At 42.7% G+C, this 25,309-nt stretch carries 23 protein-coding genes; 4 read left to right on the top strand and 19 right to left on the bottom strand.

Annotated features, from left to right (window positions below):
- Position 1 precedes the first annotated feature (1 nt).
- The 19 genes from hemA to bchF all read right to left on the bottom strand — a co-directional run bounded on the left by hemA (position 2) and on the right by bchF (position 20,605).
- On the bottom strand, positions 2-1,303 hold the full coding sequence (gene hemA, locus VC188_RS08105) for a glutamyl-tRNA reductase (protein WP_323483622.1): 1,302 nt from the start codon (positions 1,301-1,303) through the stop codon (positions 2-4).
- Between the two features lie 13 nt (positions 1,304-1,316).
- Positions 1,317-1,805 (bottom strand): TspO/MBR family protein, encoded by a 489-nt coding sequence (locus VC188_RS08100; protein WP_323483607.1) that lies wholly within the window; start codon positions 1,803-1,805, stop codon positions 1,317-1,319.
- On the bottom strand, positions 1,802-3,007 hold the full coding sequence (locus tag VC188_RS08095; protein ID WP_323483606.1) for a geranylgeranyl diphosphate reductase: 1,206 nt from the start codon (positions 3,005-3,007) through the stop codon (positions 1,802-1,804). Before VC188_RS08095 ends, VC188_RS08100 begins: the two co-directional genes overlap by 4 nt.
- Positions 3,008-3,010: 3 nt before the next feature.
- Complete coding sequence (locus VC188_RS08090; protein ID WP_323483605.1) at positions 3,011-4,339, bottom strand: BCD family MFS transporter; 1,329 nt, start codon at positions 4,337-4,339, stop codon at positions 3,011-3,013.
- A complete protein-coding gene (gene chlG / locus VC188_RS08085) occupies positions 4,336-5,220 on the bottom strand; it encodes a chlorophyll synthase ChlG (protein WP_216234984.1) in 885 nt (294 codons plus the stop codon). Before chlG ends, VC188_RS08090 begins: the two co-directional genes overlap by 4 nt.
- A gap of 113 nt (positions 5,221-5,333) precedes the next feature.
- A complete protein-coding gene (gene ispH, locus VC188_RS08080) occupies positions 5,334-6,275 on the bottom strand; it encodes a 4-hydroxy-3-methylbut-2-enyl diphosphate reductase (protein WP_323483604.1) in 942 nt (313 codons plus the stop codon).
- A gap of 11 nt (positions 6,276-6,286) precedes the next feature.
- A complete protein-coding gene (gene puhE / locus VC188_RS12055) occupies positions 6,287-7,045 on the bottom strand; it encodes a putative photosynthetic complex assembly protein PuhE (RefSeq protein WP_416350502.1) in 759 nt (252 codons plus the stop codon).
- Between the two features lie 6 nt (positions 7,046-7,051).
- A complete protein-coding gene (gene acsF, locus VC188_RS08075) occupies positions 7,052-8,128 on the bottom strand; it encodes a magnesium-protoporphyrin IX monomethyl ester (oxidative) cyclase (protein ID WP_068949108.1) in 1,077 nt (358 codons plus the stop codon).
- Positions 8,125-8,478, bottom strand: a complete 354-nt coding sequence (locus tag VC188_RS08070; protein WP_323483603.1) for a hypothetical protein — start codon at positions 8,476-8,478, stop codon at positions 8,125-8,127. Before VC188_RS08070 ends, acsF begins: the two co-directional genes overlap by 4 nt.
- Before the next feature lie 2 nt (positions 8,479-8,480).
- Positions 8,481-8,924, bottom strand: a complete 444-nt coding sequence (puhC, locus tag VC188_RS08065; protein WP_068949106.1) for a photosynthetic complex assembly protein PuhC — start codon at positions 8,922-8,924, stop codon at positions 8,481-8,483.
- On the bottom strand, positions 8,921-9,601 hold the full coding sequence (gene puhB / locus VC188_RS08060) for a photosynthetic complex putative assembly protein PuhB (RefSeq protein ID WP_323483602.1): 681 nt from the start codon (positions 9,599-9,601) through the stop codon (positions 8,921-8,923). Before puhB ends, puhC begins: the two co-directional genes overlap by 4 nt.
- Positions 9,598-10,362 carry a photosynthetic reaction center subunit H gene (puhA, locus tag VC188_RS08055; protein WP_280785828.1) on the bottom strand — a complete coding sequence of 255 codons (765 nt, stop codon included), beginning with the start codon at positions 10,360-10,362 and terminating at the stop codon, positions 9,598-9,600. Before puhA ends, puhB begins: the two co-directional genes overlap by 4 nt.
- 23 nt (positions 10,363-10,385) lie before the next feature.
- A complete protein-coding gene (locus VC188_RS08050; RefSeq protein WP_323483601.1) occupies positions 10,386-11,816 on the bottom strand; it encodes a BCD family MFS transporter in 1,431 nt (476 codons plus the stop codon).
- Complete coding sequence (gene bchM, locus VC188_RS08045; protein ID WP_323483600.1) at positions 11,813-12,514, bottom strand: magnesium protoporphyrin IX methyltransferase; 702 nt, start codon at positions 12,512-12,514, stop codon at positions 11,813-11,815. The genes VC188_RS08050 and bchM overlap by 4 nt, the downstream gene beginning before the upstream one ends.
- A 2-nt stretch (positions 12,515-12,516) precedes the next feature.
- Positions 12,517-13,428 (bottom strand): ferredoxin:protochlorophyllide reductase (ATP-dependent) iron-sulfur ATP-binding protein, encoded by a 912-nt coding sequence (gene bchL / locus VC188_RS08040; protein WP_215314578.1) that lies wholly within the window; start codon positions 13,426-13,428, stop codon positions 12,517-12,519.
- A complete protein-coding gene (locus VC188_RS08035) occupies positions 13,428-17,189 on the bottom strand; it encodes a magnesium chelatase subunit H (RefSeq protein WP_323483599.1) in 3,762 nt (1,253 codons plus the stop codon). The genes bchL and VC188_RS08035 overlap by 1 nt, the downstream gene beginning before the upstream one ends.
- Positions 17,190-17,199: 10 nt before the next feature.
- Positions 17,200-18,831 carry a ferredoxin:protochlorophyllide reductase (ATP-dependent) subunit B gene (bchB, locus tag VC188_RS08030; protein ID WP_323483598.1) on the bottom strand — a complete coding sequence of 544 codons (1,632 nt, stop codon included), beginning with the start codon at positions 18,829-18,831 and terminating at the stop codon, positions 17,200-17,202.
- A gap of 11 nt (positions 18,832-18,842) precedes the next feature.
- On the bottom strand, positions 18,843-20,135 hold the full coding sequence (locus VC188_RS08025; protein WP_112314156.1) for a ferredoxin:protochlorophyllide reductase (ATP-dependent) subunit N: 1,293 nt from the start codon (positions 20,133-20,135) through the stop codon (positions 18,843-18,845).
- Positions 20,132-20,605 (bottom strand): 2-vinyl bacteriochlorophyllide hydratase, encoded by a 474-nt coding sequence (gene bchF, locus VC188_RS08020; RefSeq protein WP_112204924.1) that lies wholly within the window; start codon positions 20,603-20,605, stop codon positions 20,132-20,134. Before bchF ends, VC188_RS08025 begins: the two co-directional genes overlap by 4 nt.
- A 198-nt stretch (positions 20,606-20,803) precedes the next feature.
- Here bchF and VC188_RS08015 point away from each other — a divergent pair, with 198 nt between their 5' ends.
- The 4 genes from VC188_RS08015 to crtD are packed head-to-tail and all read left to right on the top strand — an operon-like array spanning position 20,804 to position 25,257.
- Entirely contained in the window at positions 20,804-21,634 is an 831-nt protein-coding gene (locus VC188_RS08015) for a cobalamin B12-binding domain-containing protein (protein ID WP_323483597.1), read from the top strand.
- 22 nt (positions 21,635-21,656) lie between these two features.
- Entirely contained in the window at positions 21,657-23,081 is a 1,425-nt protein-coding gene (gene ppsR, locus VC188_RS08010) for a transcriptional regulator PpsR (RefSeq protein WP_323483596.1), read from the top strand.
- A 6-nt stretch (positions 23,082-23,087) separates the two neighbouring features.
- On the top strand, positions 23,088-23,780 hold the full coding sequence (locus VC188_RS08005) for a spheroidene monooxygenase (protein WP_112204930.1): 693 nt from the start codon (positions 23,088-23,090) through the stop codon (positions 23,778-23,780).
- Positions 23,764-25,257, top strand: a complete 1,494-nt coding sequence (crtD, locus tag VC188_RS08000; protein ID WP_112237367.1) for a 1-hydroxycarotenoid 3,4-desaturase CrtD — start codon at positions 23,764-23,766, stop codon at positions 25,255-25,257. The genes VC188_RS08005 and crtD overlap by 17 nt, the downstream gene beginning before the upstream one ends.
- The last annotated feature ends 52 nt before the right edge of the window (positions 25,258-25,309 follow it).

Genomic DNA, 25,309 nt, shown 5'->3' with positions numbered 1-25,309 from the left:
CTCATTTAGAAGAATATATTTTAGAAATAATTTGTTTATATTCTTCCAGATTCGCATCGGAAGATTGCTTTAATGCATGAATTGGTGCGTGCATAAATTTATTAGCAAGTGCTATCGCCATATGTGAAAGGACAACCATAGGGTCATCACCGTTAGCAATCCTTCTACTTGCTTTTTCCAATTCAATCTTTTGATATTGCTCGCCTACGTTTTGAATTGACTTAATAATTGGTACAACGGCTCTTTTTTCTAAGGTTTCATAAAACTCTACGACACCTCTTTCGATAATCTTTTCAGCATCGCCAATAGAATCCAAACGATTTGCTTTTCCTGCGCTTACTATTTCACCGAGATCATCAATAGAGTAAAGATAGGCATTTTTAAGAGTCTTAATTTCCGGCTCAAAATCTCTTGGTACCGCTAAATCTATCAGAACAATGGGGCGTGATTGCCTAGCTTTAAGAGCTGTTTTAATCATTCCCATGCCAATGATTGGAAGCGAACTAGCAGTACAAGAAACAACAACATCGTATTCATGTAACTGCTTTGGTAGCTCAACTAAAGGGAATACATCCGTTCTTAAATTCTTATCGGAAAAAGTTTTAATTAACTCGCTACCCCGATCAACAGTTCTATTTGAAATTGCAATCTTTTTTGGGGCTTTATCTGCAAAATGATTAGCGCAAAGCCCGATCATCTCCCCAGCGCCAATAAATAAAATATTGCAATCACTGACTTGTCCAAAAATACGCTCAACCAACTTAATAGAGGCGCCCGCTATTGATATGGAGTGCGCTCCAATTTGGGTGTTGCCTCGAACAACTTTTGCCACTGAAAAAGTTTTATTAAATAAGGGCTTTAAGTAAGCTCCCAAAGTCCCAACCTGATTAGCATTCTCTATAGCTTTTTTCATTTGCCCTAGGATTTGTGTTTCTCCCAGAACCATTGAATCCAAACCACTTCCGACTCTAAATGCGTGTTTTACAGCATCGCTTTCTTTTGCTGAATAGATGTAAGGACGTAACTCATCTTTTTGGACATTATTTTGAGCTGCCAACCATTCAAAAGCCCGATCTTCCAAATGGTTCTCGGTATATTCAACATCATTTGCTGCACAATAAATTTCCATGCGATTACATGTAGACAATATAGCTACCTCTGGTTTATGTCCCGAGCTATTTCCCTGTAAATATTTACGTAAATCGATAAGTGAGTCCTGCAAAACCTCAGGCGAGACAGCAACACTTTCTCGAATGTCGACTGGCGCTGTGTGGTGATTAACACCGAGGTTTAAGAGCTTCATGCCTGACATACTTTTAATAGGCCCCTGGGTTTAAGACCATCGTTTCCCAATTCAAACGCATGGCGATGCTTACCCATATTAAGTATGGAACCATTAGTAATGCAGCTAACTTTCTAATCGGCCACATCACTAGAATAATTGCCAATACAGAGCCCCATAGGAAGCATGCTTCTATTAAGGACCAGTCTGGATGGTGCATCCTGAAATAGAAAATACTCCAAAGCACATTTAAAAAAAATCCATTCAAGAAAAATAAAGTAATAATTTTATTTTTCTGAGATGGAGATGGATTGCTATTAAATGCAATCATCCAGGCGATTGCTGATAAAACAAAAATAATGGTCCAGATGACACCAAAAGCCCAATCTGGCGGTTTCCAGCCCGGCTGCTTTAATGAAAAGTACCAAGGGCCTATTTCTGTTGCAAGACCTCCCATTATTGATGTGCCAACCATCCAAATGGCAATCAGCAAAAGGTACTTATGTTGAAAGAAAATTTTCATACCTTTGCTAGCCCTAGCAGATGTCCCATATCTTTAATAAAGATTTTGAAATGTGCAAGAGGTTTTTTGCGAACCAACTTTTTGTTCATGTAAGATTCAAAGGTGAGTCTTTGCACATCTTTGTCCTCACACATTTTTACAAAACTCTCGCGACGTTTATCAGTTGAATACCAAAAATATTGCATGATTCCAAGCACCAAAAACGTCATGCGATGCTCTTTCATAAATCTTTTTCTCGCGAGTTGCAGTTTTGCCGGGTTTTGCGTCTCTACAAATTCAGCAATTGCCTCGCCTGCTAATTGACCACCAAGCATGGCGTAATAAATCCCCTCACCAGATGCTGGGGCCACTACTCCTGCAGCATCACCAGCCAGTACAACCTGCTTTCCGTCATCCCACTTTTTTAAGGGCTTCATAGGCAGTGGTGCACCCTCATGTCGAACTAGCTCAGCATGCTCTAATCCAATATCCTTCCTCAATTTCCCTACTGCATTGCGGAGAGAGAAACCCTTATCAGCACTGCCAGTTCCAATACTGATCGTATCGCCATGGGGGAACACCCAACCATAAAAGTCAGGAGATACCGGTTGTTGATAGAGAACATCGCATCGACTTGCGTCAAATGAGCTTGGGCTGTCCTTAGGGGTTTTAATAATCTCGTGATAAGCAAATACATAATTTGCCTCTGCGCACCCCTTAACCCCGGCACTTCTACCTACTTGGGATTTTGCACCATCGGCGCCAATAACTGATTTGGCTAAAACGCTCTTTATAGAACCATGATCGCCATCACGGGCGCCCCTAGTTCGATAATGAATACGGACGTGAGAATTCTCCCTTGTCAGGGTTTCAAATAAACCATCTTCTCTTTCGGCGCCCGCATTTACGGCACGCTTTCTTAACCATTCATCAAATTGTGCTCGATCCACCATTCCTACAAAACCATTTTCAATCGGAATGTCTACTGATTTCCCACTAGGTGAAACCATGCGTGCTGATTTTGCTCGAGCAACCAGTAATTCATCAGGAATCTGAAAATCTTTAATTAATCTGGGGGGAATGGCGCCTCCACATGGCTTAATTCTTCCCCGTTTGTCCAGCAAGAGAACTTTCATCCCCTTTAGCGCTAGAGTATGTGCAGCGGTAGCGCCGGCTGGTCCACCACCAACAACTACTGCGTCATAAATCAATTCTGATGACATTGTTCACCCCGCCTTGAATTCATTAGTGGATTTGCGTTCAACCAAAGATGCCATGTAGGCAGAAGCAACAAATAAAATTGCCTCTATAAAAAATACACTTGCATAGGCCCAGGCAGGATTCGTGAATATTGAACGGGCTAGATCACTTGCGCCTGCCCCCAATAGGCCTCCAAGACCAAACGCTATTGCTTGAGCGCCACCCCAAAGGCCAATTCTGACCCCCTCTTTCCCGCCACCCCCAACTACTGCCAATCGCATCATTGATGCGATTGCCGCAATTGAAAACGCTCCATTAGCCAGACCCAAAACATATACATTGAGCTTTAGAGGCCATTCGCCTTCTAATATTCCGGCCATTACCAATCCAAACATTGCCAATGCTGATGCGAGGCAACCATAAATCATCCATGACCTTAAAGACCCAAAGTAGCGCCTCAATCTACTTGAGCCACAAACGGCAACTAACAGCATTCCAGTTAAAACGCCAGAATGTTGAATTCCTGAAAGACTAGTCGTTTCTCCAAGTGTGTACTTGAAAATGATTCCCGCAAAAGGCTCCAAAATTAAGTCTTGGGCACTAAAAGCAAGCATCGATAAAAAGATAAAAATGGTGAATCTTTTAGTATCAGGATCGGATAGGATCTCCCTAAGAGCGCTCTTGAAAGGGATTTTTTCTTTGGTCTTGGATATCTTATTTTCAAGGTCAGAGCCTTCTAGCCTGTATAGAGCTAATGATGTAAGTGCAATAGCAACTAGCGAGATGATCCCTGAAATGAGAATTATCTTTTCAGGAGCATAGGGATCTAAAAATTTCCCTGCTAATCCACTAGTCAATGCAAACCCAAAAATCATCATCAGCCAAACGGTTGTTGCTGCAGCCGCCCTACGATCGTCACTCACACCTTTTGCCAACAAGGCAAGCAATGATGTACCGCTCATACTGACGCCAATGCCAATTAAGAAGAAGGCTACTATTGCAGCCAAAATTCCGATAATTAAATTAACGCCCATCAATGTCGTAGCAATAGCCGCGCCAAATCCACCTAATGCTAGCAATGCAACACCGCCGATAATCCAAGGCGTTTTCTTCGAGCCACTATCGGATTCAAAACCCATCCGCGGCCTAATAACCTGCACGAAATAATGAATAGCAACCAAAAGCCCAGGAAGGCTAGCAGGTAAAGCCAATTCAACCACCATAATGCGGTTTAGTGTTGAGGTTGTCATGACGACAATGGCACCAATTGAAGCTTGGACAAGACCCAATCGCACAATACTGAGCCATCCAAATGTAGAGTGACGAGCGACAGCTTGAGCAATTGCAATACTCATGATCCCATCTCCATGCTGTTGACTGCAAATGCTGCGACCATCATCCCCGACACCAATAATGGAACACCAAAGCCACTATAAAAAAGTGCTTTTTGTATAGGTCTTTTTAGGAAATCAACTAATAGGAAAACCTGCCCTATCATTAATGCCCCAATAACGATGGCATAACCCTGCTTATCCCAATACGACAATAAGATCATTACCAAGATCTGTGGGATTAACATAAATGCTGCAGAAAATTGAGCTGCTCTTTTTGCTCCCAGCTGAACAGGTAATGAGCGCACGCCCATTTGTCTATCGCCCTCAATCGCCTTGAAATCATTCAGGGTCATAATGCCGTGGGCACTTGCGCTATATAAACCTGCGAGCAATAGCGATGGCTTATTTGGAATAGATCCACCTGATAACAATGTTGCGCCTGTTATCCAAGCCAAGCCTTCATAGCTCACTCCACAAGCAAGGTTTCCAATCCAACCATTATTTTTAAATCGTATCGGTGGCATGCTGTATAGCCATGCCAAGACTAAAGCTAAAACAGTCGCCAAAAATCCAATCACACCTAAGTAGCTAGCAGCATAAAGCGAAATCAGAGACCAAATAATGGCTATATATAATCCCCAACTTCCAGGAATTCTGCCTGATGGTATTGGTCTATCAGGCTCATTGATTGCATCAACATGACGGTCGTACCAGTCGTTTACAGCCTGACTTGAAGCGCAAACAAGGGGGCCAGTTAAAAGTAAACCCAAGAAAAATATTGGGAGATGTTGTTTGATTGTTTCACTGCCAGTGATGGAGCCGCAAGCAAACGCCCACATTGGAGGAAACCATGTGATCGGCTTCAAAAGCGTCAAAATTGCTCTAGGTTCTGGCAGATTCATGTAAATGATTTTGTCATTGACATTTTAAAGTGTCAATTAAATTTGACACTTTTATAGCCTGTTTTTACCAGTGAAAACCCTTATATATCAATAAGAAAGGCAATTTTAGGGGTTTATGCAGCCTGCAATAAGGCTTTTGGTAAAGAGAAATTGACGTTCTCTTCAATGCCGTCTAGAGCCAGTATTTTGGCCTGACAGATAACGCCAACCGCCTCAATAATTTTGGCGGTTAATGCCTCGGGAGCAGATGCGCCAGCGGTAATTCCAATATTCGCTACCCCTCTAAACCATTTATTTTGGATTTGGCTTGGTTCATCAACCAAATAAGCCGGGATATGCAAACTGGTAGCTAATTCTTGAAGTCGTTTGGAATTTGAACTATTTTGACTTCCGACAACAATAATTAAGTCGACTTGAGGTGCCATCGCCTTAACGGCATCCTGGCGGTTTTGTGTTGCATAACAAATGTCTTGTCGCTTAGGCGCGTGTATCTGCGGATATCTTCGAACTAATGCAGCAGTAATCTCATGAGTCTCATCAATGGATAAAGTAGTTTGAGTTACGTAAGCCAATAAATTACTCTCACTAAATTTTAATTTGGCTACATCAGATAAGCACTCAATAAGATGAATGGATGCATCAACTTGCCCCATAGTCCCCTCTACCTCAGGATGGCCATGGTGACCAATCATAATAATTTGATAACCACGCTCTTTTAAGCGGACTACTTCAGCGTGAACCTTGGCTACCAATGGGCAAGTAGCGTCAAAAACTGTAAGTTCATGCTCATCAGCCTCAAACCTCACTGCCTTAGATACACCATGCGCACTAAATATAAGAATAGCCCCCTTAGGGACGAGAGACAAGTCGTTTACAAAAACAACTCCCCTACTTTCAAAATCTTTTACTACATAAGCATTATGAATAATTTCATGCCTTACATAGATTGGGGCACCGAATCTCTTAAGGGCCTCCTCCACGATGAGGATTGCCCTTTCGACGCCTGCACAAAATCCTCGCGGTTGAGCAAGATAAATGGTTTTAGATGAGATCATATAAATTCTCTCTAGCGATTATTCTTATAGCCCCACTTCCATAACCACTCATTTGGAAATGGAAGTATGAGAAATAAATGCTCCAACAGACCAAGCCCTAATAAGGTCCCCAAAAGTGCAGAAGATGTTGTTTCAAATAGGGAAGATTCAGAGGCTGCATGAGACCAGATTGGAATAAGAATAAGCAAAGACACGAGAATAGAGAAAGGCATCAATAAATTCATAGCCCTACGTCTAAAGTATGTAATTAGATATTTCAAATGCTGAGGCAAAAATGCTTCATTGAAATTCAAGACTCCCAAAAAGATATTTACCTTAGTGCTCTGTCTCATCCCCCACAAAATAACGTAGGTCCAAAAGCCAGTTTGATTGGCAGAGTCAAGATTAATCAAAAATAGGGCGAGGCCCAAGCCCAATAGAGTTAGTTCGTGATAATTGATTGTTTGAAATGCGTACCATGCACGCTGTAAGCCACCTGAATCCTTAGGGCAATCTGATCGCCGTGATCCCGTGATGTAGCCGAGTAAAAATGCAAGCTCTTGCCAACCCCAAATAATAATGGCGCATGTAAATGAACAATAAGCCCCGGCAATAGTTGCTTCCCGACTAGATATTTGTAGGCCCCAAAATGCAAAAATCAGGGTCACAATCGAAATAACAAATATTGCTTTGTAAAAGCGTCTTGGAAGGCTATTAATTTTTAAAATAAGTCCTGTACTAAACCACCATATAAAAATGGTAAAAATTAAAGGGCTTATCCAAAAATACATGAGTAGTTACCAAACAGGGGCAAGACGAATGTCTTGAGGAAGCTCATTTGGAACAACAGGCATGGTATAAATTTTCACAAATGTAACCATTGCGCAGGCTGCTAGGTATCCACGCTTGATTAGGGACAAAGGCCCTCCTATTAGCTTTAACTCCTCAACCTCATCGGAAATCCTTCTTAATTTGTCGAATCCTTCCCAGAGTCGTGGATTGTCTAAATCAATAGTGAAAGGAAATACTTGCTTAGTAATATCTGAAGTAATTTGCAAGACTTTACGGTCATAGTCTGATGGGGAAACACCGAGCGCCTTATGAAACTCTGGACGGGAATGATCTCTAACATACATCGTGGCATATACCGCCAATAAGAAGAAACGAATCCAGAGCTTATTAACACCGCTTAGCAGATTTGGGTTTGAGCGCATCAGTAAAGCAAATGCTTCGCCATGGCGAAACTCGTCGTTACACCACTTTTCAAACCAGAGAAATATTGGATGAAAACGTAATTCAGGCTTGTTTTGAATTATTCGGTAAATCGTAATATATCTTGCATATCCGATCTTTTCCGATAGGTAGGTTGCATAGAAAATAAATTTCGGCTTAAAGAAGGTGTATTTTTTAGTTCTTGCCAAGAAACCCAAATCTACGCCAATACCGAAATCCTTCAGCCATTGGTTAATAAATCCAGCATGCCTACTTTCATCTCGAGCCATATAAGAAAAAAGACTTTTAAGATCTGGATTGTTAATCGATTTTTTAATCTCAGAATAAAGAACGCAACCTGAAAATTCGGATGTAATCGAGCTAATTAAGAAATCTAAAAATTCCTGATATAGGCCATCTGGCAAATGCGAATAATCCTTGGACATATCTTCAGGACGTTGAAAATGCGCCTGATTAATATCCTGATCAAATTCCTGCATTAATTTATCCCATTCAGGCTTTACAGAAGAAATGTCAAATCGATCCATTTCATCAAAATCAGTTGTATAAAAGCGTGGGCTAAGAATGGTATTTTCTAAGGCCCTATCAGTTGATTCATTAATTGGACGAACAGAATCCATGCTGGTAGTGGATGCGCTCATGCCTTTACTCCTTCTTGCAAAATTAATGGGCTAATTTCTTGCTTCTCGCTTGGCCTTGGGTATCTTTTGGCTTTACTGAATCGAGTTGTAGAAAAACTGACCTCGTACAACATAGTAATTTCTAGTCTTGCAGTAAGGTAGACCCACAGGCGCGAAAAAATCCCAGCCTTTGAAACCGTCGCTGTTCCGCTGTAGCTGAGAATTTCTCCATATTCAATATCCACGATTGGGTTATGTACTAAAACTGCATCGCCTGGCCCCACCTTGACACCATTAAGATCAACGTGTGCATACAAAAATTCAGATGTATTGGACATATCAATATGACAATTCACTAGCTGTTTTGACATCTCTACCTCGGACTATTTAAAAATGCAGCAAACTCAGCTGCGTTATCTTTTCCAAATGACTCTAAATCAATTCGATTCTGAGTAGCCGGATCTACTAAAGTTAGCCTACCGTCAGAGTGACTAATCAATAAAAAAGCTTCATCACTTGTAATTTGACGAATGCGGCGTTCACGCGCCATTGCCCTGAGAATCCCCCTCACAAATCCAGCTTGCCCTGTTACTTGCGCAATTACTTCTCCATTATTAGCTGAAATAACCCCAACCGATCCATCCGGTAGATCCCTAAAATAGAGATCTTTTTGAACCAATACACTAGCATCTGCCTGGCGCTCTAATGCTCCAGCCTTCATGAAACTTCCCACACCGATAACTACCATCACCAAAGCAGCAAAAATTACCAATCCAATGTAATTTTGTATGCGTGCAGTAGTCATCTGAAGAATCATGCTGTTTCAACCCCTGTGAAATGACGCTTTGACTCATCTGATATGTTATTGCTGATCTGAACAGAACGCGAAATCACATTATTTTGCACAGACCAGGCATCAACCAAAATTTGCGCAACTTCAGCACAATTCTTGATACACCTTAAGCTAGGTTGCGGAACAGCCCATTTAGTCGGTCTTGAATGGGGCCAAAGATGAAAAATAGCGATCTTAGTTCCCTTAATTAACTTCATGTAGATATCGCCACAACCATCTTTAGTAAGCCCGCAATCGGCTGACTCGATCTGTTTAAGTGGAAAGTTAAAAGTCATATTGAGCACAATCCCAATCCGCATCACCACCCTTTTATTAGTGATCGTATACACAGCTGTAGATGCCATGAGGTAGCCTAATAAGCCAATTAAGCCAAGCCCCAAACTTGAAAAAATAATTATTTGCAATATTGAGAGAAGCATGGGGTATAGGGCTTCACTATCTAGCACGCCACTAATAACTCGATAGGCTAGCAATAAACCAAAATATAGGACAAGTCCCTTCATATGAAAAACTTTTAGTAATAAAGTTTTCAGATCTGGAGAGCCTTGCCATAATACTTTCTCCCCTTCCGGCAGCTTTTCTGGAAGCCCTAGTTCCGGCTCAAACTCATGCTCCGGACTGCTGTGGATATTCAAACTCATATCAGCGGTTCCTGACGACCTGGAGTGGCATATAAAGTGCCCGCACCAAAGTAGGCCATGATTTTTTCTTCCTCTAGCAGAGTAACTTCTTCAGGATGCTTAGTCTTAGGGACCTGATTAAATTGTTCAGCAAGAATTGACTGAACTTTGATGTCCCTCTTGCCTATCCGTGAAAAATTGATTGGTAGCAGCGTCCTATTGCCAGCAACATCTACCTCTAGATAGCGAATCAACATTTCCATATGATCTACCCAGACATCCGTTACAGTTCCGGCTTTTTGGCCATCTGCCCCAATAACGCTTAAGCCAATTGGGTTGGTATCAATCTTAGATATTGAAATTTCGTGTAATTTTCGCAATGGACGGATACGCGCGTGGCCCTCTAAATCATAATCAACATGATCAGCTCTATTGGCATATGAACCAGGACCGACACCGGCCAGGAGAGGGTTTCCAACTGGTGCTAAGGGTGCACCATTCCATGGATGAATAGGCACTGCTGAAACTTTTTCAGTATCAGGAGGACTTGCCAATGGGGCTAGATAAGTCTCGCCAAATTCTGTAACAAACTTTTTAATACGCGGCATACCAAGAATTCCATACTCGCGACGAATCTTTCCAAAACGCTCCGTCTCCAATGGAAATCCTTCTCTTTTGCTTTCCAATGTTAGATAGACAACCAATCCAACAAAGAAAAACAAAAAAAGGTAAACCACAACTTGAGCTACATCAACATATTGTGTAATTGCACCTGTACCCATTTTTCTCTCCTTCTTTAAAAAAACTAGCCTGGAAAATCAGCTAGACCAAACTTACTCATTTTTGAACCAACCTTATTGGATCCTTTGTTTACCAACGGACCTAAAGCAATCAAAGTAATAAACAACAAATAAATTTCAATGTGATAGACGAAGCTATAGCCAGTTGCAGGACTTATTAGCGCAGAACCTATCACTCCATTCATCGCCAGATCGGCTACTACATCGCGCACCACACCACCCAATGACATGCCAATACCGGAACATGTTGCTGTAACAGCCCCCCAAGCGCCTATTACCATTCCACTCATATTTTCTTTATCCATGCTCATTGCAATGGTCAGCGTACTGATCGCAAATAAGCCGCCACTAAAGCCGATCAACAAAGCCCCTGCCCTGAATAAATTCGGCGAATCCATAGGTTCAGAAAAAATGACTAATGTGAATGCAATCAAACCTAGCAATAGACCAACAGAAGCTATTCTGTATGCGTTATATCCTCGACTTAACCATCGCGCAGAGAGAGAAAATGCTGTTAATGATCCACAGGCAATTAAAGCAGTTAGGAAACTAGTTGCAGATACATCGAGTTTTAAGATTTCACCGCCATAAGGCTCCAAAATGATGTCTTGCATACTAAAAGCAGTGGTACCTAGCCCCAACATAATTAAAAAACGGCGTACATTGGGTGCTTTAATAAAGTCTTGCCAACTTTGGCTAAATGTAGGCTGCGGAATGGAGGGGGATGTATTTTTTGGTTGCCTTGCCTCCTGCTTCCAAAGTGCGAAAATATTTAGCAATAAGGTAACTAAAGCTACACCCTGGATTACTTTAACAAGTTGTAATGGGCTAAACGGCTTCAGAAATACACTAAATAAAATTCCGCTTACTACCATACCCACTAGCAACATCACATACATCATTGCTACTACTCGGGGTCTATTTTTTTCATCGGCTAAATCCGTTGCAAGAGCCAAACCAGCTGTTTGAGTTGTCTGCATCCCAGCACCAACTAACAGAAAGGCAAATCCGGCTCCTAAATAACTAAACCAAATCGGCCAATGGGTATCCCCAGAGAGAATGATTAAGGCAAAAGGCATGATGGCAAGACCGCCAAATTGCAGCCAAGTTCCAATCCAAATATACGGAACTCTTCTCCAGCCTAATATTGACCGATGAACGTCGGACTTATGGCCAATCAGCGCTCTAAATGGGGCAAAAATGAGAGGGAGCGCTACCATCAAAGCAACTAGCCATGCCTCCATTCCTAATTCAACAATCATGACACGGTTCAAAGTACCAACCAATAATGAAGTGGCCATACCAACTGTGACCTGGAATAAAGACAGTCGAAAGAGTCTACTCAAAGGCAAATTAGGGGTGGCTACATCTGCAAAAGGCAAAAAGCGAGGATGAATCCTCGTCCAAGCTTTTACCAGTTTAGGCATGCTCATCATGATTGTTTTTGTAACTCCATGAGTTGTGATTTATAAAAACCACTGGATACTAAATGCGTAAAAGGTGTTTCCCAATCTACAAACCAAGGTGATTGATTGATCGCTTGATGTAACTTCGCATGACTAATAGGCTCAATGAATGGTGCTCGATCTTTTCTTGGGAACAGGCGACCAACTCGAATCATCACCTCAAGAGGCAAAGTACTAGGAGCAAAAGTAAAAAGTATTTTTTCACTTACCCGCGAAGATAACTTCTCCAATACAACCAACATATCTTTTGCGCAGTAATGAATCATCGAATCCATGCCGATGACGTAATCGAAGTCACCGTAAGCTTCATCCAGCATATCGCCAGAGTAGAACTCAATGTTGCGACGATCGCTCTCGGGAATCCTACTTTTAGCCAGCTCGATTAAATTTGGTGAGAGATCAACTGCAGTGACTAAAGCCCCTTTGTTAGCTAACTCCAAAGCTAGGGCGCCGGTACCACAACCTGCATCTAAAACTCTTTTACCAGAAAGTTGCTCTGGCAATCGACTAATGATGGTATTGCGCATTTGATCGCGCCCTGCTCTTACAGTTGCCCGGATACCGCTTACCGGAGCATCGGATGTTAATTTTGCCCAAGCATCGTTAGCAGTGCGATCAAAATAGTCCTGCAACTTACTGCGTCTATCCAAATAAGAAATCGCATCCATGATTAATCAAATCCTAGTAAGTCAAAGATTTCACGATCTTTTAGAGATTCCATCAACAATGGGTCATCATCTAAAAGCAAGCTTGCTGCCAAGCGGAGGTACTCTTCTTTTACTGCCTCAATTTCAGGCGTTGATTCCATTTCAAAAATGGTGCATTTCTTTAAACGGCTCTTACGAATAGCATCTAAGTCTGGAAAATGGGCCATTTTCTTCAAGCCAACTCGATCATTGAATTTATCGATCTGATCGGTATCTTGACTGCGATTAGCAATCACACCACCTAGACGGACGTTGTAATTTTTAGCTTTTGCACTAATCGCCTGAACAATTCGATTCATTGCAAAGATGGAATCAAAATCATTGGCAGCAACAATCAGGGCCCGGTCTGCATGCTGTAAGGGGGCTGCAAAACCGCCGCACACTACGTCGCCCAACACATCAAAAATCACGATGTCTGTATCTTCCAGCAAATGATGCTCTTTTAAGAGCTTCACTGTTTGACCTACCACATAGCCACCACAGCCAGTTCCTGCAGGAGGTCCGCCTGCTTCAACGCACATTACTCCGTTAAAGCCCTCATAAACAAAGTCTTCTACCCGCAACTCCTCGGAATGAAAATCTACTGACTCCAAAATATCAATCACTGTAGGCACTAGCTTCTTGGTTAAGGTAAACGTAGAGTCATGTTTAGGATCACAACCAATCTGAATAACTCGCTTACCTAAAAGAGAAAAGGCTGCAGATAGATTGGAAGAGGTTGTACTCTTTCCAATCCCCCCTTTGCCATATATAGCAAATACTTTGGCATTGCCAATTTTCTCGTTTGGATCAAGGTGAACTTGCAAGCTACCCTCACCATCTAACGGCTTAGTCCTAGAACTGATTGAAGCAATTGGTACGTTAACCGTTTCCATTAAATAGGTACTCCTTCATAAACACCTTCAAGTCGATCTTCAAAGTCATTGGCAACGCGACGCAATGTTTCCAATACCGATGGCTCTGGCTTCCAATAATTTCTTTCTGACGCCTCTAATAAGCGACTAGCCACTTTCGCTGATGACGCAGGGTTGAGACTCATTAAACGCTCGCGCATTTCGGGATCCAATATGAATGTTTGTGTAAGGTGCTGATATACCCATGGCTCAACTTGACCAGTGGTAGCAGACCAACCTACTGTATTTGTGAGGTGGCTCTCGAGTTGACGAACACCTTCATAACCATGCTTGAGCATGCCCTCATACCATTTAGGATTGAGCATGCGTGAGCGTGTTTCTAAGGAGACTTGCTCGTTTAAGGTTCTTACTACTGCATCACCCTTAGTTTGATCGCCAATGTAAACCGGTGCGGCTTTACCGCCTTTAGCTCTTCGCACGGCGCGGCTCACGCCACCTAAAGTATCAAAGTAAGTGTCAATCGTAGTTACTCCAAGCTCAACAGAATCGAGATTTTGGTAAGTGAGTTCAACATCACTCAAGATGTTATTGAGTAACTCACTTTGCAGTTTTGGTATACCAGTTCTTCCGTATGCAAAGCTTTTGCGACGGGTATATGTTTCAGCTAATTCGTTTTCATCTTTCCACAAGCCGTTATCAATCATTAAGTTGACATTGGCACCATAGGCACTCTCAGCATTGCCAAAGACGCGAAGTGCTGCAGTTTCAAGATCGCAAGCATTTTGTGCCTGATAGGCTAAGGTATGTTTTTTGATAAAGTTTTGATCTAGCGGCTCATCTGCGGAGGCCGCTAAGTAAGCTGCCTCTGCAAGCATACGAATCTGTAAGGGCATCAGATCTCTAAATATCCCTGAAATCGACACCATGACATCAATCCTAGGTCTACCCAACTCTTCCAAAGAAACTAGTTGGGCGCCAGCTAATCTGCCAAAGCTATCAAAGCGTGGCAACGCTCCCATGAGCGCTAAAATCTGAGCAATTGGCCCACCTTCAGTTTTTAGGTTGTCAGTACCCCACAACACCATCGCAATTGATTCCGGAAGAGGATTGCCATCAGCTTGGTATCTTTCCAAGATCATATTTGCCTGAGCCAAGCCATCCTTCATTGCAAATTTGCTTGGGATGCGGAATGGATCGAAACCATGAAGATTTCTTCCAGTCGGCAGGACCTGTGGATTTCTCAGTACATCGCCGCCAGGTGCAGGGCGGATATAGCGCCCTTCTAATGCCTTCAGAATACCCTGCATTTCACTATCAGTTTGTAACTCGTTATACATGGCAAGCAATTCTTCTAGCTCAGTACGCAGTGCTGGAGTCAGATTCAATTTCTGAGCTTTTGCAAACTGCTCTACACCATCACTATTAATTAGCTTTTCAATACCTACTCGACCAATATTTTTAAGCTCGCCATCTTGGACGGATAAAAAGCACATCAACATATCTAAGCTTTGCTCCATACTGAGCGGACTACCAAGAATATGAAGGCCATTAGGGATCAGTGTGTATTCCAACTCCAGAATTTTTTCACTCAGATCCAAAACAATTTGATTTACCTTGCTAGCGCTTAAGCCTTTCCAGACAGGCTCTATAGCAGAAAATTCCAGCTCAACTGCCTGAGCCTGCATCGAATCGAGTAGATCTTGCTCGCTTACACTCCAAGATTGTGCTGCTTCGTCTGGAACCAACTTACGCCAGTGATCAACCGCCTCTTTAAATTCCAGCAAACCTTGGTAAAGGCCAGACTGTGAAACAGGTGGTGTTAAGTAGCTAATTAAGGTTGCACCAGCACGACGCTTGGCAATCGCACCTTCTGATGGATTGTTTGAAGCATAAATATAGAGATTTGGTAAATCATGAATCAAGCGATCAGGCCAACAGGCACCTGACATACCCGATTGCTTGCCTGGCATGAACTCTAATGCGCCATGGGTCCCAAAATGCAATACAGCGGATGCTGCAAAGTCTTCACGAATGTAACGATAAAAGGCGGAGAAGGCATGAGTTGGTGCAAAACCCTTCTCATACAACAAGCGCATTGGATCGCCTTCGTAACCAAACCCAGGCTGCAGCGCTACAAATACATTGCCAAACTGTTTACCCAATACAAAGATAGATGATCCATTGCTCAGGAGATTTCCAGGTGCTGGGCCCCACTGCGCTTCAATTTCTTTTAACCAGGGCTCACGGCGAATATGGTCTGCCGCACTGATCTGGGCATGCACATTGGCATCTGTACCATGTTCTTTCGCATTACCAATCAGAATCATGTCCCGAAATTCATCTACTGATACTGGGACATCAACGCTATAACCCTCTGCTTTGAGGCCTTTTAAAGTATTAAAGGCGGATTCAAAAACGCTTAAGTAGGCTGCAGTACCAACTCTTCCCGCATTCGGCGGAAAGTTAAATATTACGAGAGCTACCTTACGGTCTGCGCGCTCAAACTTACGTAATGCAATCAATTTAGATACGCGCGCAGCTAGCATGGCTGTACGCTCGATGCAGGTATGCATATCATGACGATTGATACTAGCCTCAAATACGCAGCCCTTATGGCAACCTTTGCACTGCACATCTGCATCACCTGCTCTACCACCAAATACCATCGGGACAATCGCGCCATCGAGCTCAGGTATGGCGATCATCAGAGTGTTTTCTACTGGTAATAGTCCTCGGTCAGAGCTGCCCCAATCATTGAGGGTCTGAAACTCGAGAGGTTGTGCTGCTAGGTAAGGTACATCTAAAGAAGCGAGTACCTCTTCAGCCGCTTTTGCATCGTTATAGGCAGGCCCGCCTACCAAGGAGAAGCCAGTAAGCGATACAACAGCATCCACTACTTTCTCGCCATTCTGATAAAAGAATTGGTCAATTGCCGGTCTTGCATCCAAACCCACTGCGAATATGGGCAGAACTTGTAGTCCTTGCGCCTCAATTGCGGCGATAACTGAGTCATAGTGCAAAGTATTGCCAGCCAAAATATAGGATCTGAGCAACAGCAAACCAACGCGACCCTTAGATTTCTTATCAGAAACCAATTTAGGTAAATCGTTAATAGACTCACTCATGCGGCCTTTGAGCCGTGGATGATAAATACCGTTATCAGGGTAAATAACAGGCTCAACGAGCTTTTCTTTAGTCTTTAAAACTACTCTCTCACCAGCGGCATAGCGATTGACTAAATTGGTCACCATATGGAAGAGGTTCTCTTCGGAACCACCTAACCAATATTGCAGTGTTAAGAAATAGGCTCTGACATCTTGCGCATTTCCAGGAATAAATCGGAGAATTTTTGGCAGGCGGCGCAACATGCGCATTTGAGCTGCACCACCAGTTTGAGCTTTCTCTTTATTTCCACGCAAACGCTTTAACAAAGCCATCAGGCCAGTTGCTGGCTTACCCATATCAAACCCGCCCATGCGAGTCAGGGAAACTACTTCACCTGCTGACATTGCGCAAATCATGGCATCACAGTGATCACGGCGCGCTTTTAAGGCCTCAATCACTGGTTTGTAGTGATCTTCCATAAAGAGCATGGTCACAATCAGAATGTCTGCAGACTCAATATCGGTAATGCAGTTTTCTAGAGCTTTAGCATCCACAGTCCAACTAGAAGCCGCATGAATACTTAACTCAAGACTGGGTAGCTTTTTCTTGAGGGCATAACGAGCTCTCTCTGTCGCGCTACTCAAGTGCGTATCCATCGTAATGATAGAGACTCTCATGGGGATTTTTTTATCTGCCATAGTGAGCCTTTGCGTCGTAGAGCGTTTCAATAGTGATATGGCTAATGCCATGCTCAACTGCGAACTTCTCGGTATTGCGTCGTGCTTTACCTCTAACAAAGAATGGAATTTTTCCCAATTCTTTTTCCGCTTCTGCATCCCATAATTTTGCTGGCTCTGTACCACTAAATGTCTCAGCGTTTACCAGAGTGTGGCTAACTACTGGAGCGGCCTCATTGGATTGAGGCGCTGGTGAGTGCAAGTTTTCTTTAACAGCTGCTGAATGCCCTAGATGGGAAGGTGCAGCCTTAGCACTAAATTCAAAATCATCGCGGAACATCATAATCAGATGCTCTTCTAGACCCATCATCAGAGGATGAATCCAGGTATCAAATAAGACATTAGCGCCTTCAAAACCCATCTGAGGGGAATAGCGCGCAGGGAAATCTTGAACGTGTACTGGTGCAGAAATGACTGCGCAAGGAACTCCCAATCTCTTAGCGATATGACGCTCCATCTGAGTTCCCAAAACTAAGTCTGGGCTTAACTCAGCAACTTTTTGCTCAACCTCGAGGTAGTCATCAGTAATTAGCGCCTCTACATCGTAAGACTTGGCAGCCTCACGTACTTCACGCGCAAATTCGCGACTATAGGTTCCTAAACCAACCACCTTAAAGCCAATTTCTTCTGCGGCAACTTTAGCTGCAGCAATAGCATGGCTTCCATCACCGAAAATAAAGACCCGTTTGTCGGTTAAATAGGTTGAGTCAACTGATTTGGCATACCAGCGCGCCCGCTCTTCTTGCGCAGCCAAGATAGCTTCTGGATCAAGGCTGGCTAACTGCGCTACTTCACGAACAAAGGCCTTGGTGGCCTTAGTGCCAATTGGAATTGTTTTTGTAAATGGCTGGCCAAAAGTTTTATTCAACCAAGTACAAGTCAGTTGGCTAATCTCAGGATAGAGTGACACATTGAAATCAGCTGCTGGGATCTTAGCTAGATCAGATACTGATGCATTTAAAGGAGCCACTACTCTCACTTCAATACCCATAGATTCCAATAAGCCGGCAATCTCCTGGACATCATCACGATTTCTAAAACCTAAAGCTGTTGGTCCTAGAATATTGCAAGTAGGTTTCTGACCTTCTTGCTTACTAGCAGAGCGATTCTCTTGATACTGTTGTGCTGAAATAGATTTATCTACAGCCACCAAACCACGCACAATGTGATAAAAAGTTTCCGAGGCACCCCAGTTTTCTTTTTTCTGATACGAAGGTAACTCGAGAGCAATCACTGGGATCGGCAGAGTAAGTGCCCTAGCTAAGCCACCTGGATCATCCTGAATTAACTCGGCTGTACAAGACGCCCCAACAATCATCGCCTTAGGTTGAAAACGCTGATATGCGTTATTCACAGAATCCTGAAATAGCTGGGCAGTATCCCCTCCTAGATCTCTTGCCTGAAAGGTCGTATAGGTAACTGGAGGACGCTTACGAGACCTGCCAATCATCGTAAACAGTAAATCTGCGTAAGTATCTCCCTGGGGAGAATGCAAAACATAATGTAAGTCAGTCATTGATGCAGCAATTCGCATTGCACCAATATGTGGAGGGCCTTCATATGTCCATAGCGTTAGTTGCATAGCCCTATTCCTTATGCCGCTAACTTCATACTGCGATTTAAAGGACGCGCAAAAAGCTCTGCCAAATCAGCGGCCTGCTCATATCCATGCACGGGACTAAATACCAGCTCAATTGACCACTTTGTAGTAATTCCCTCTGCCTCTAAGGGATTGGCCAATCCCAAACCACAAACCACGATGTCTGGCTTATCTGCACGACATCTATCTAGTTGCTTTTCAACGTCCTGACCTTCAACAATGCGAGAGTTTTCAGGAAGCAAGTCCAACTCGACCTCCAAGTGCTGCTTATGTAGGTATGGAGTGCCTATTTCTAGGACTTTCATACCGCACTCTTGAGAAAGGAAGCGCGCCAATGGAATCTCTAGTTGGGAATCTGGGAAAAACGAGATGCGTTTGCTTTCTAACATTGGTATGTAACGTGCCAAGGCCTTCTGAGCTCGCTCAATTTTGGGCTGTGTTACCTCATCAAATTTCTGAGCGCTCACCCCCCATTGATTAGCCGCTGCTTTGAGCCAAGCGCTTGTGCCCTCAATGCCAAACGGGAATGGTGCTGAGATTCTTTTGGCGCCGCGCTCCTCAATCAGCCTTGCTGTTTCAGCTAAAAATGGTTGCGCAAGTAGATATTGGGTATTGCTATGAATTTCTATCTTTTGTTGAGAATTTTTTGGCGGGAAAAATGAAACTCGAGCAATCCCTAGCTCATTAAAGAGACGCTGAAATTGATCTTCAACCACATCTGGTAAACAACCCACAACCAGTAGATTTTTTTCCTCAGCCATCACTGGTTTAGGAATTTCATTTACTAATGAGGCAAGACAAGCATCCTCACCCTGGGTGAAGGTAGTTTCAATACCGCTTCCTGAATAACTCAAGATACGACATTGATTTAAAAATTCTTTATTTAATCTTTGTGCAGCTCTTGAAAGATCAAGCTTGATGACTTCTGAAGGGCATGAGCCAACCAAAAATAGCATTTTGATATCTGGGCGACGGGTCAGCAGTGATTTCACGACACGATCTAGCTCCTCATGCGCATCAGCAATCCCCGCAAGATCACGATCATCAATGATGGCAGTGGCAAAGCGTGGCTCTGCAAAGATCATCACGCCGGCAGCTGATTGGACCAAGTGGGCACAGGTGCGGGAGCCCACTACCAAGAAGAAGGCATCTTGAATTTTGCGATGCAGCCAAATAATGCCTGTTAGACCACAAAATACTTCTCTTTGGCCGCGCTCTTTATAGATAGGAATATTTTTCCCTACGCTACTGAGGTGATCTTTAGGTAAGTCTACGACGGCATTCATGCAGCCACCCCATTATTCATTTGCAGGCGGGCCATTCTGAGCTTGTAAATGAATTGCCCTGCATTGATAAAGTAAGAGGTGTAAGCAGCTAATGCAACATACATTAAGCCCTGCTTACTTATTCCTCCAACAATGAGGAAATACAGGTACAAAGTATGCAAAGAAATCACGAGCATACTAAATACATCCTCCCAAAAGAAGCTTTCAGCAAAGAGGTATTTACCAAAAACAACCTTCTCCCAAATACTCCCAGTCAACATGATCAGATAAAGGAAGATCGTTTTTATGATGACTGAGATAGTTGCTATTTCATATCCCTCGCCACTAATGAGGTAGCGGAGTACTAAAGAGAGGCTAATTAAGCAAACTAGGAATTGAATTGGCGCCAAGATTCCCTGAACCAAGGTCCACACAGTCGCATCGCGTTTTGCACGCTGCTCTTGGCTGTAAAGTGGCTTACTAATCTTCATTTTTTGGCGTTGCCTTATTGGCTTTGTGTAAACAAAACTTTACGCCAAATATGTCTTACTAGAACTAGTATTTACCCTTAATATGATAAGTAATTACCCTTAATTATCTAAAATAATTGCATTATTGAGGACATAAATGTAATATTTATTTTACATATAAGTAATGTTGATAAGCAACTTTTATCCTCGGGGGCATTGATGGACACCTTAGTCAAAAAAGAACTCATCAGGGAAGTTTTCAGCACTCAATTACCCCGACTAATTGAAGAGATTGAACGCAAGGTTGATAAGTCAACCCTTAACGCACCATCCAATGAAAGCTGGATTCAAGCTCCAGCAGCTCAACATAAAAACCAAAAAGCGTTAAATGAAGAGCAGGTATGCAAAATTACTGAGTTATTACTTGATACAGAAGAAGGCGCATTCGAGCTTGCAATCACTGTATTAAAAACTCATGGAGCATCAATTAACTACATTGTTTTAGAGCTTATTCCTGAAATCGCCAAGAAACTGGGGAAGCAATGGGAAGAAGATACATTAAGTTTTACCGAGGTATCCATTGGGGTTGGAAAGCTAGAGCGCGCAATACATAAGCTTGATTACTTATTCCAGGCTACTCAATTAGAAAAGCGACAAGACAAATCAATTCTGATCTCTCTCTTTCCGGACTCGCAGCACTCTCTTGGAGCATTAATCCTATCTAACTTCTTTACCTATTCGGGCTGGCAGGTTTATCGGCCAGCTAATAATGGGCTGAATGCAATAATTCATGAAATTGAATCAAAACATCACCATGTATTAGGGATATCTATCTCTACTTATGAACAACTTCAGGAGCTTCCACACTTAATTAAGTTGCTCAAGGGGAAATCTAATAACCCTCAAATCCTTGTTCTAATAGGAGGTCCGCTCTATAATAAATCGCCTGAAAAATTTAATCATATTCAGGCAGATGTCAAAGCTTTTACTCCTGAAGAATCTGTGCAAAAGTTAGACCAGCATCTCAGCCTAATAGAAAATAACACTTAGATGCATAAGTAGAAAAAATATTGTGACCAAAATTGTGAATTTAGCCACACCCGAACTAAATACATTAAATGTAAATCAAGCAGCTTCTCTGCTTGCGCATTCTGTAGATCTCGTTTTAGTCATCGATCAGTCTGGAATGATTGAGAAAGTCATCGACGGCTCAAAACCAGTTCACACCAAGACACAGTCATTGCTTGGGAAAAAATGGATAGATACTGTTGCGATTGATAGCCAGCCGAAGGTAAACGCACTACTTAAAACAATCAGCAATAGTGAAGAGCAGAATTGGCGTCAAGTAAATCAAGAGATGGGTGACTCTTCATCGATTCTGATTCAATTTAGTACGCTTTTTTTTGAAAAGCAAAACAAACTGATTGCGATTGGAAAAGATCTTAGCAGCCTCTCTACTCTGCAGCAAAAATTGGTTCAATCCCAACAAGAAATTGAGCGAGACTATGCCAGTCTTCATGCAATAGAAAATCGCTATCTACAATTATTTAATAGCATTGATCAGGCCTATTTAATTATTGATAGCTTGACGCTGAAAATTTTAGAAGTAAATAAATCCGCCGGGTTTTTAGTAGGTGATCTTAAAAAGATTCAGGGCAAGCTATTTACAAATCTTTTTCCGACCAAGGATCATGTCGCTATACAAGAATACCTTACTGGATCTAAGTCGGGGATCATGCAATCCTCTATTCATTCGACCCTAGAGAACCTTCAGGAAGATGTAGAAATTTCCAGCGTACTTTTACGCGAAGGTAATCACAATATCTGCCTAGTTACGGTAAAGCCTAAAGCTAGCGGCATTCAAATTGGTAATGCAAGTGATCAAAGTGTTTTAGTGTCACAGGCAGTTGAAGATTTTCAAGATGGCTTCATCATTTGTAGCGCAAATGGGGTTATCTTGACCGCGAATAACGCCTTTCTTACGATGTCACAATCTACTCAGAAAGATAATATTCTTGGTAAATCTTTTGAGCTATGGCTTGGTCGAACTAGTATTGATTTAAAAATTATTCTTGGCACTGTTCGTGAGCATGGGGTAATTAAAGACTATGCAACTACGATCACTACAGATGATGGCAGCTCACCACTAAATGTGGCAATCTCGGCAACACACTTTAATGCTGGAAAATTATCAGCCGTAGCTATTGGCATCCATCAACTATCAAAAACTGCTCGAGAGCCAGCTAGCAAATCAGATAGCTTGGGCAAAAATGCAAAAGAGCTTACTCAATTAGTTGGCAAAGTACCACTGAAGCAAATTGTTACTGAAACAACTGACATTATTGAAAAACTTTGCATCCTAGCAGCCCTTGATCTCACTATGTCCAATAGAGCTTCAGCAGCTGAGTTACTGGGATTATCACGCCAAGGGCTTTATATCAAGATGAGACGCTTTGGTATTGTCGATAGCAACGCTAGCGATGATTTAGATTCATAAGATTTTATGAGTGTGCAGACGGCAGTATTGGTTTTAATAGATATTGCGCCTGGATCTCGATTGTGGGGCTTTAGCCGCTATATTCTTGGCAAATTTCCTTTTAGAAATATTCCCGGATTAATCTTTTGCAAGGTTCTGGGATCTGGTTTTGAAGGTGGATTTAGCACAAAGCCAAGCCTTACAAAACAAGGGTTCTTCTGCGTCTTTGATACAAAACAAAATGCTGAGACTTTTCAACAATCAGCCCCCATCGTAAAAGCTTATAGCTCCCATGCCAATGAGTTCTTTGTGGCCACGCTTTATCCATATTCCAGTCGAGGATCTTGGTCTGGTTTTTCGATGAACAACTTAAGCTCCCCCCCCGCAAATGAGCCGATAGCATCTCTTACCAGAGCATCAATCAGACCTTTTAAGGCTATGCAATTTTGGGCCAAAGCAAAACCAGCAGAACAAGCTATCAAAGCAGCGTCGGGATCTATTTTGACAGCCGGACTAGGAGAGGCGCCTTACTTTCGTCAGGCCACATTTACTATTTGGGAAAATCTGAAGTCTATTGATGAGTATGCTCAATCAGGCGCACATCTCTCTGCTATAAAAGCGGCGTATGGCGAGGATTACTTTTCAGAGTCTATGTTTACTCGCTTTAAGGTCAGCTCAGCCAGCGGGGTTTGGCAAGGAAAACATGTCCAAATCCCCTAAAGTCATCATTGTTGGCGCCGGAATTGCAGGCCTTACCGCAGCCTTGGAGCTAGCTCATCATGGTCTTGATGTCACAGTCCTTGAAAAGAATACTTACCCTGGCGGGAAAATTCGTCAAATCGATGTTGATGGCGCGCTCATAGACTCTGGACCCACCGTATTTACAATGCGCTGGATTTTTGAGAAATTATTTGATGATTGCGATGAAAATTTTGCCTCTGAATTTGAGTTAGAAACTTTAGATATCCTTGCCCGGCACAGTTGGGGTGATAACTACCTCGATTTATATGCTGACAAGAAAAAGAGTGCGGATGCTATTGCTCAGTTTTCTAATCCCCAGCAAGCACAATTATTTTTGAAGTTTTGCAATACTGCTAAAAAGGTTTACGAATCCTTAAGAAAGCCTTTTATAGAATCTCGACGCCCTGGCATGCTTGGAATGATGAGTGCACTAGGGATTGAGAAAAGTAAAATATTATGGGATATCGGTCCATTTAGTAGCCTCTGGTCTGCCCTAGAAAAATACTTCCCAGATCCACGCATGCACCAACTCTTTGGACGTTATGCAACCTACTGCGGTTCATCACCCTATTTGGCACCAGCAACCTTAATGCTGATTGCCCAAGTAGAAATGGATGGGGTTTGGTCGATTCAGGGTGGGATGGCAAAAATACCTGAAGTAATAGCCAGACTGGCGCAAAAAAAGGGTTGCCAATTCCGCTACGAATCAGAGGTTAATTCTCTTCAAATAAACGGCTCGAAAATTAGTGGTGTTCATCTGAAAAGTGGCGAATCTCTAGAATGCGATTACCTCATTTTTAATGGTGATGTAAATGCTCTCAAGAATCATTTACTAGGCGAGAAGGCGAGCACAGCAATACCCGCCAATCTAAAACAAGCAGATTCCCTTTCAGCGGTGACCTGGTCAATGAAGGTAAAAACTTCTGGCTTTCCTCTAGTGCGACATAACGTGTTTTTTAATCAACCCTATCAGAGCGAATTTTCTGATATTTTTGAAAAGCAGCGCCTGCCCCTTAACCCGACCGTCTATATCTGCGCTCAAGATAGAAATGATTTAGGGCTTGAGGATCAGCAGTTTGAAAGACTGCTGTGTTTAGTGAATGCCCCTGCGAATGGCTCAAATAAACCTTATAACAATGAGGAAATCGATCAATGCGAACAAAAAGCATTTTTACTCATGCAGCAATATGGACTCCATCTAGAGGATGCTCAGATTACCCGAACGACCCCTCAGGATTTTTCGACACTATTTCCGGGTCGAGGGGGCGCACTTTACGGCCAGGCAACCCATGGATGGATGAGCTCATTTCACAGACTAGGTTCTCAATCGCAAATCAACAATCTTCTGCTAGCGGGAGGCAGCACTCATCCGGGACCGGGAGTTCCAATGGCAGCAATGTCAGGACGGTTGGCGGCCGCAACCCTGATGGATCACCTCGGTTTGACCAAGCAGTAGATCCAGGAAACTATCTCTGGTGGTATGTAGATGGTCTTAGCGATGATGGGCT

Source organism: Polynucleobacter sp. MG-28-Ekke-A2, from assembly GCF_035012985.1.
GTDB lineage: Bacteria > Pseudomonadota > Gammaproteobacteria > Burkholderiales > Burkholderiaceae > Polynucleobacter.
The sequence above is the reverse complement of the archived record's forward strand: the minus strand, read 5'-3'. Positions and strand labels throughout refer to the sequence as shown.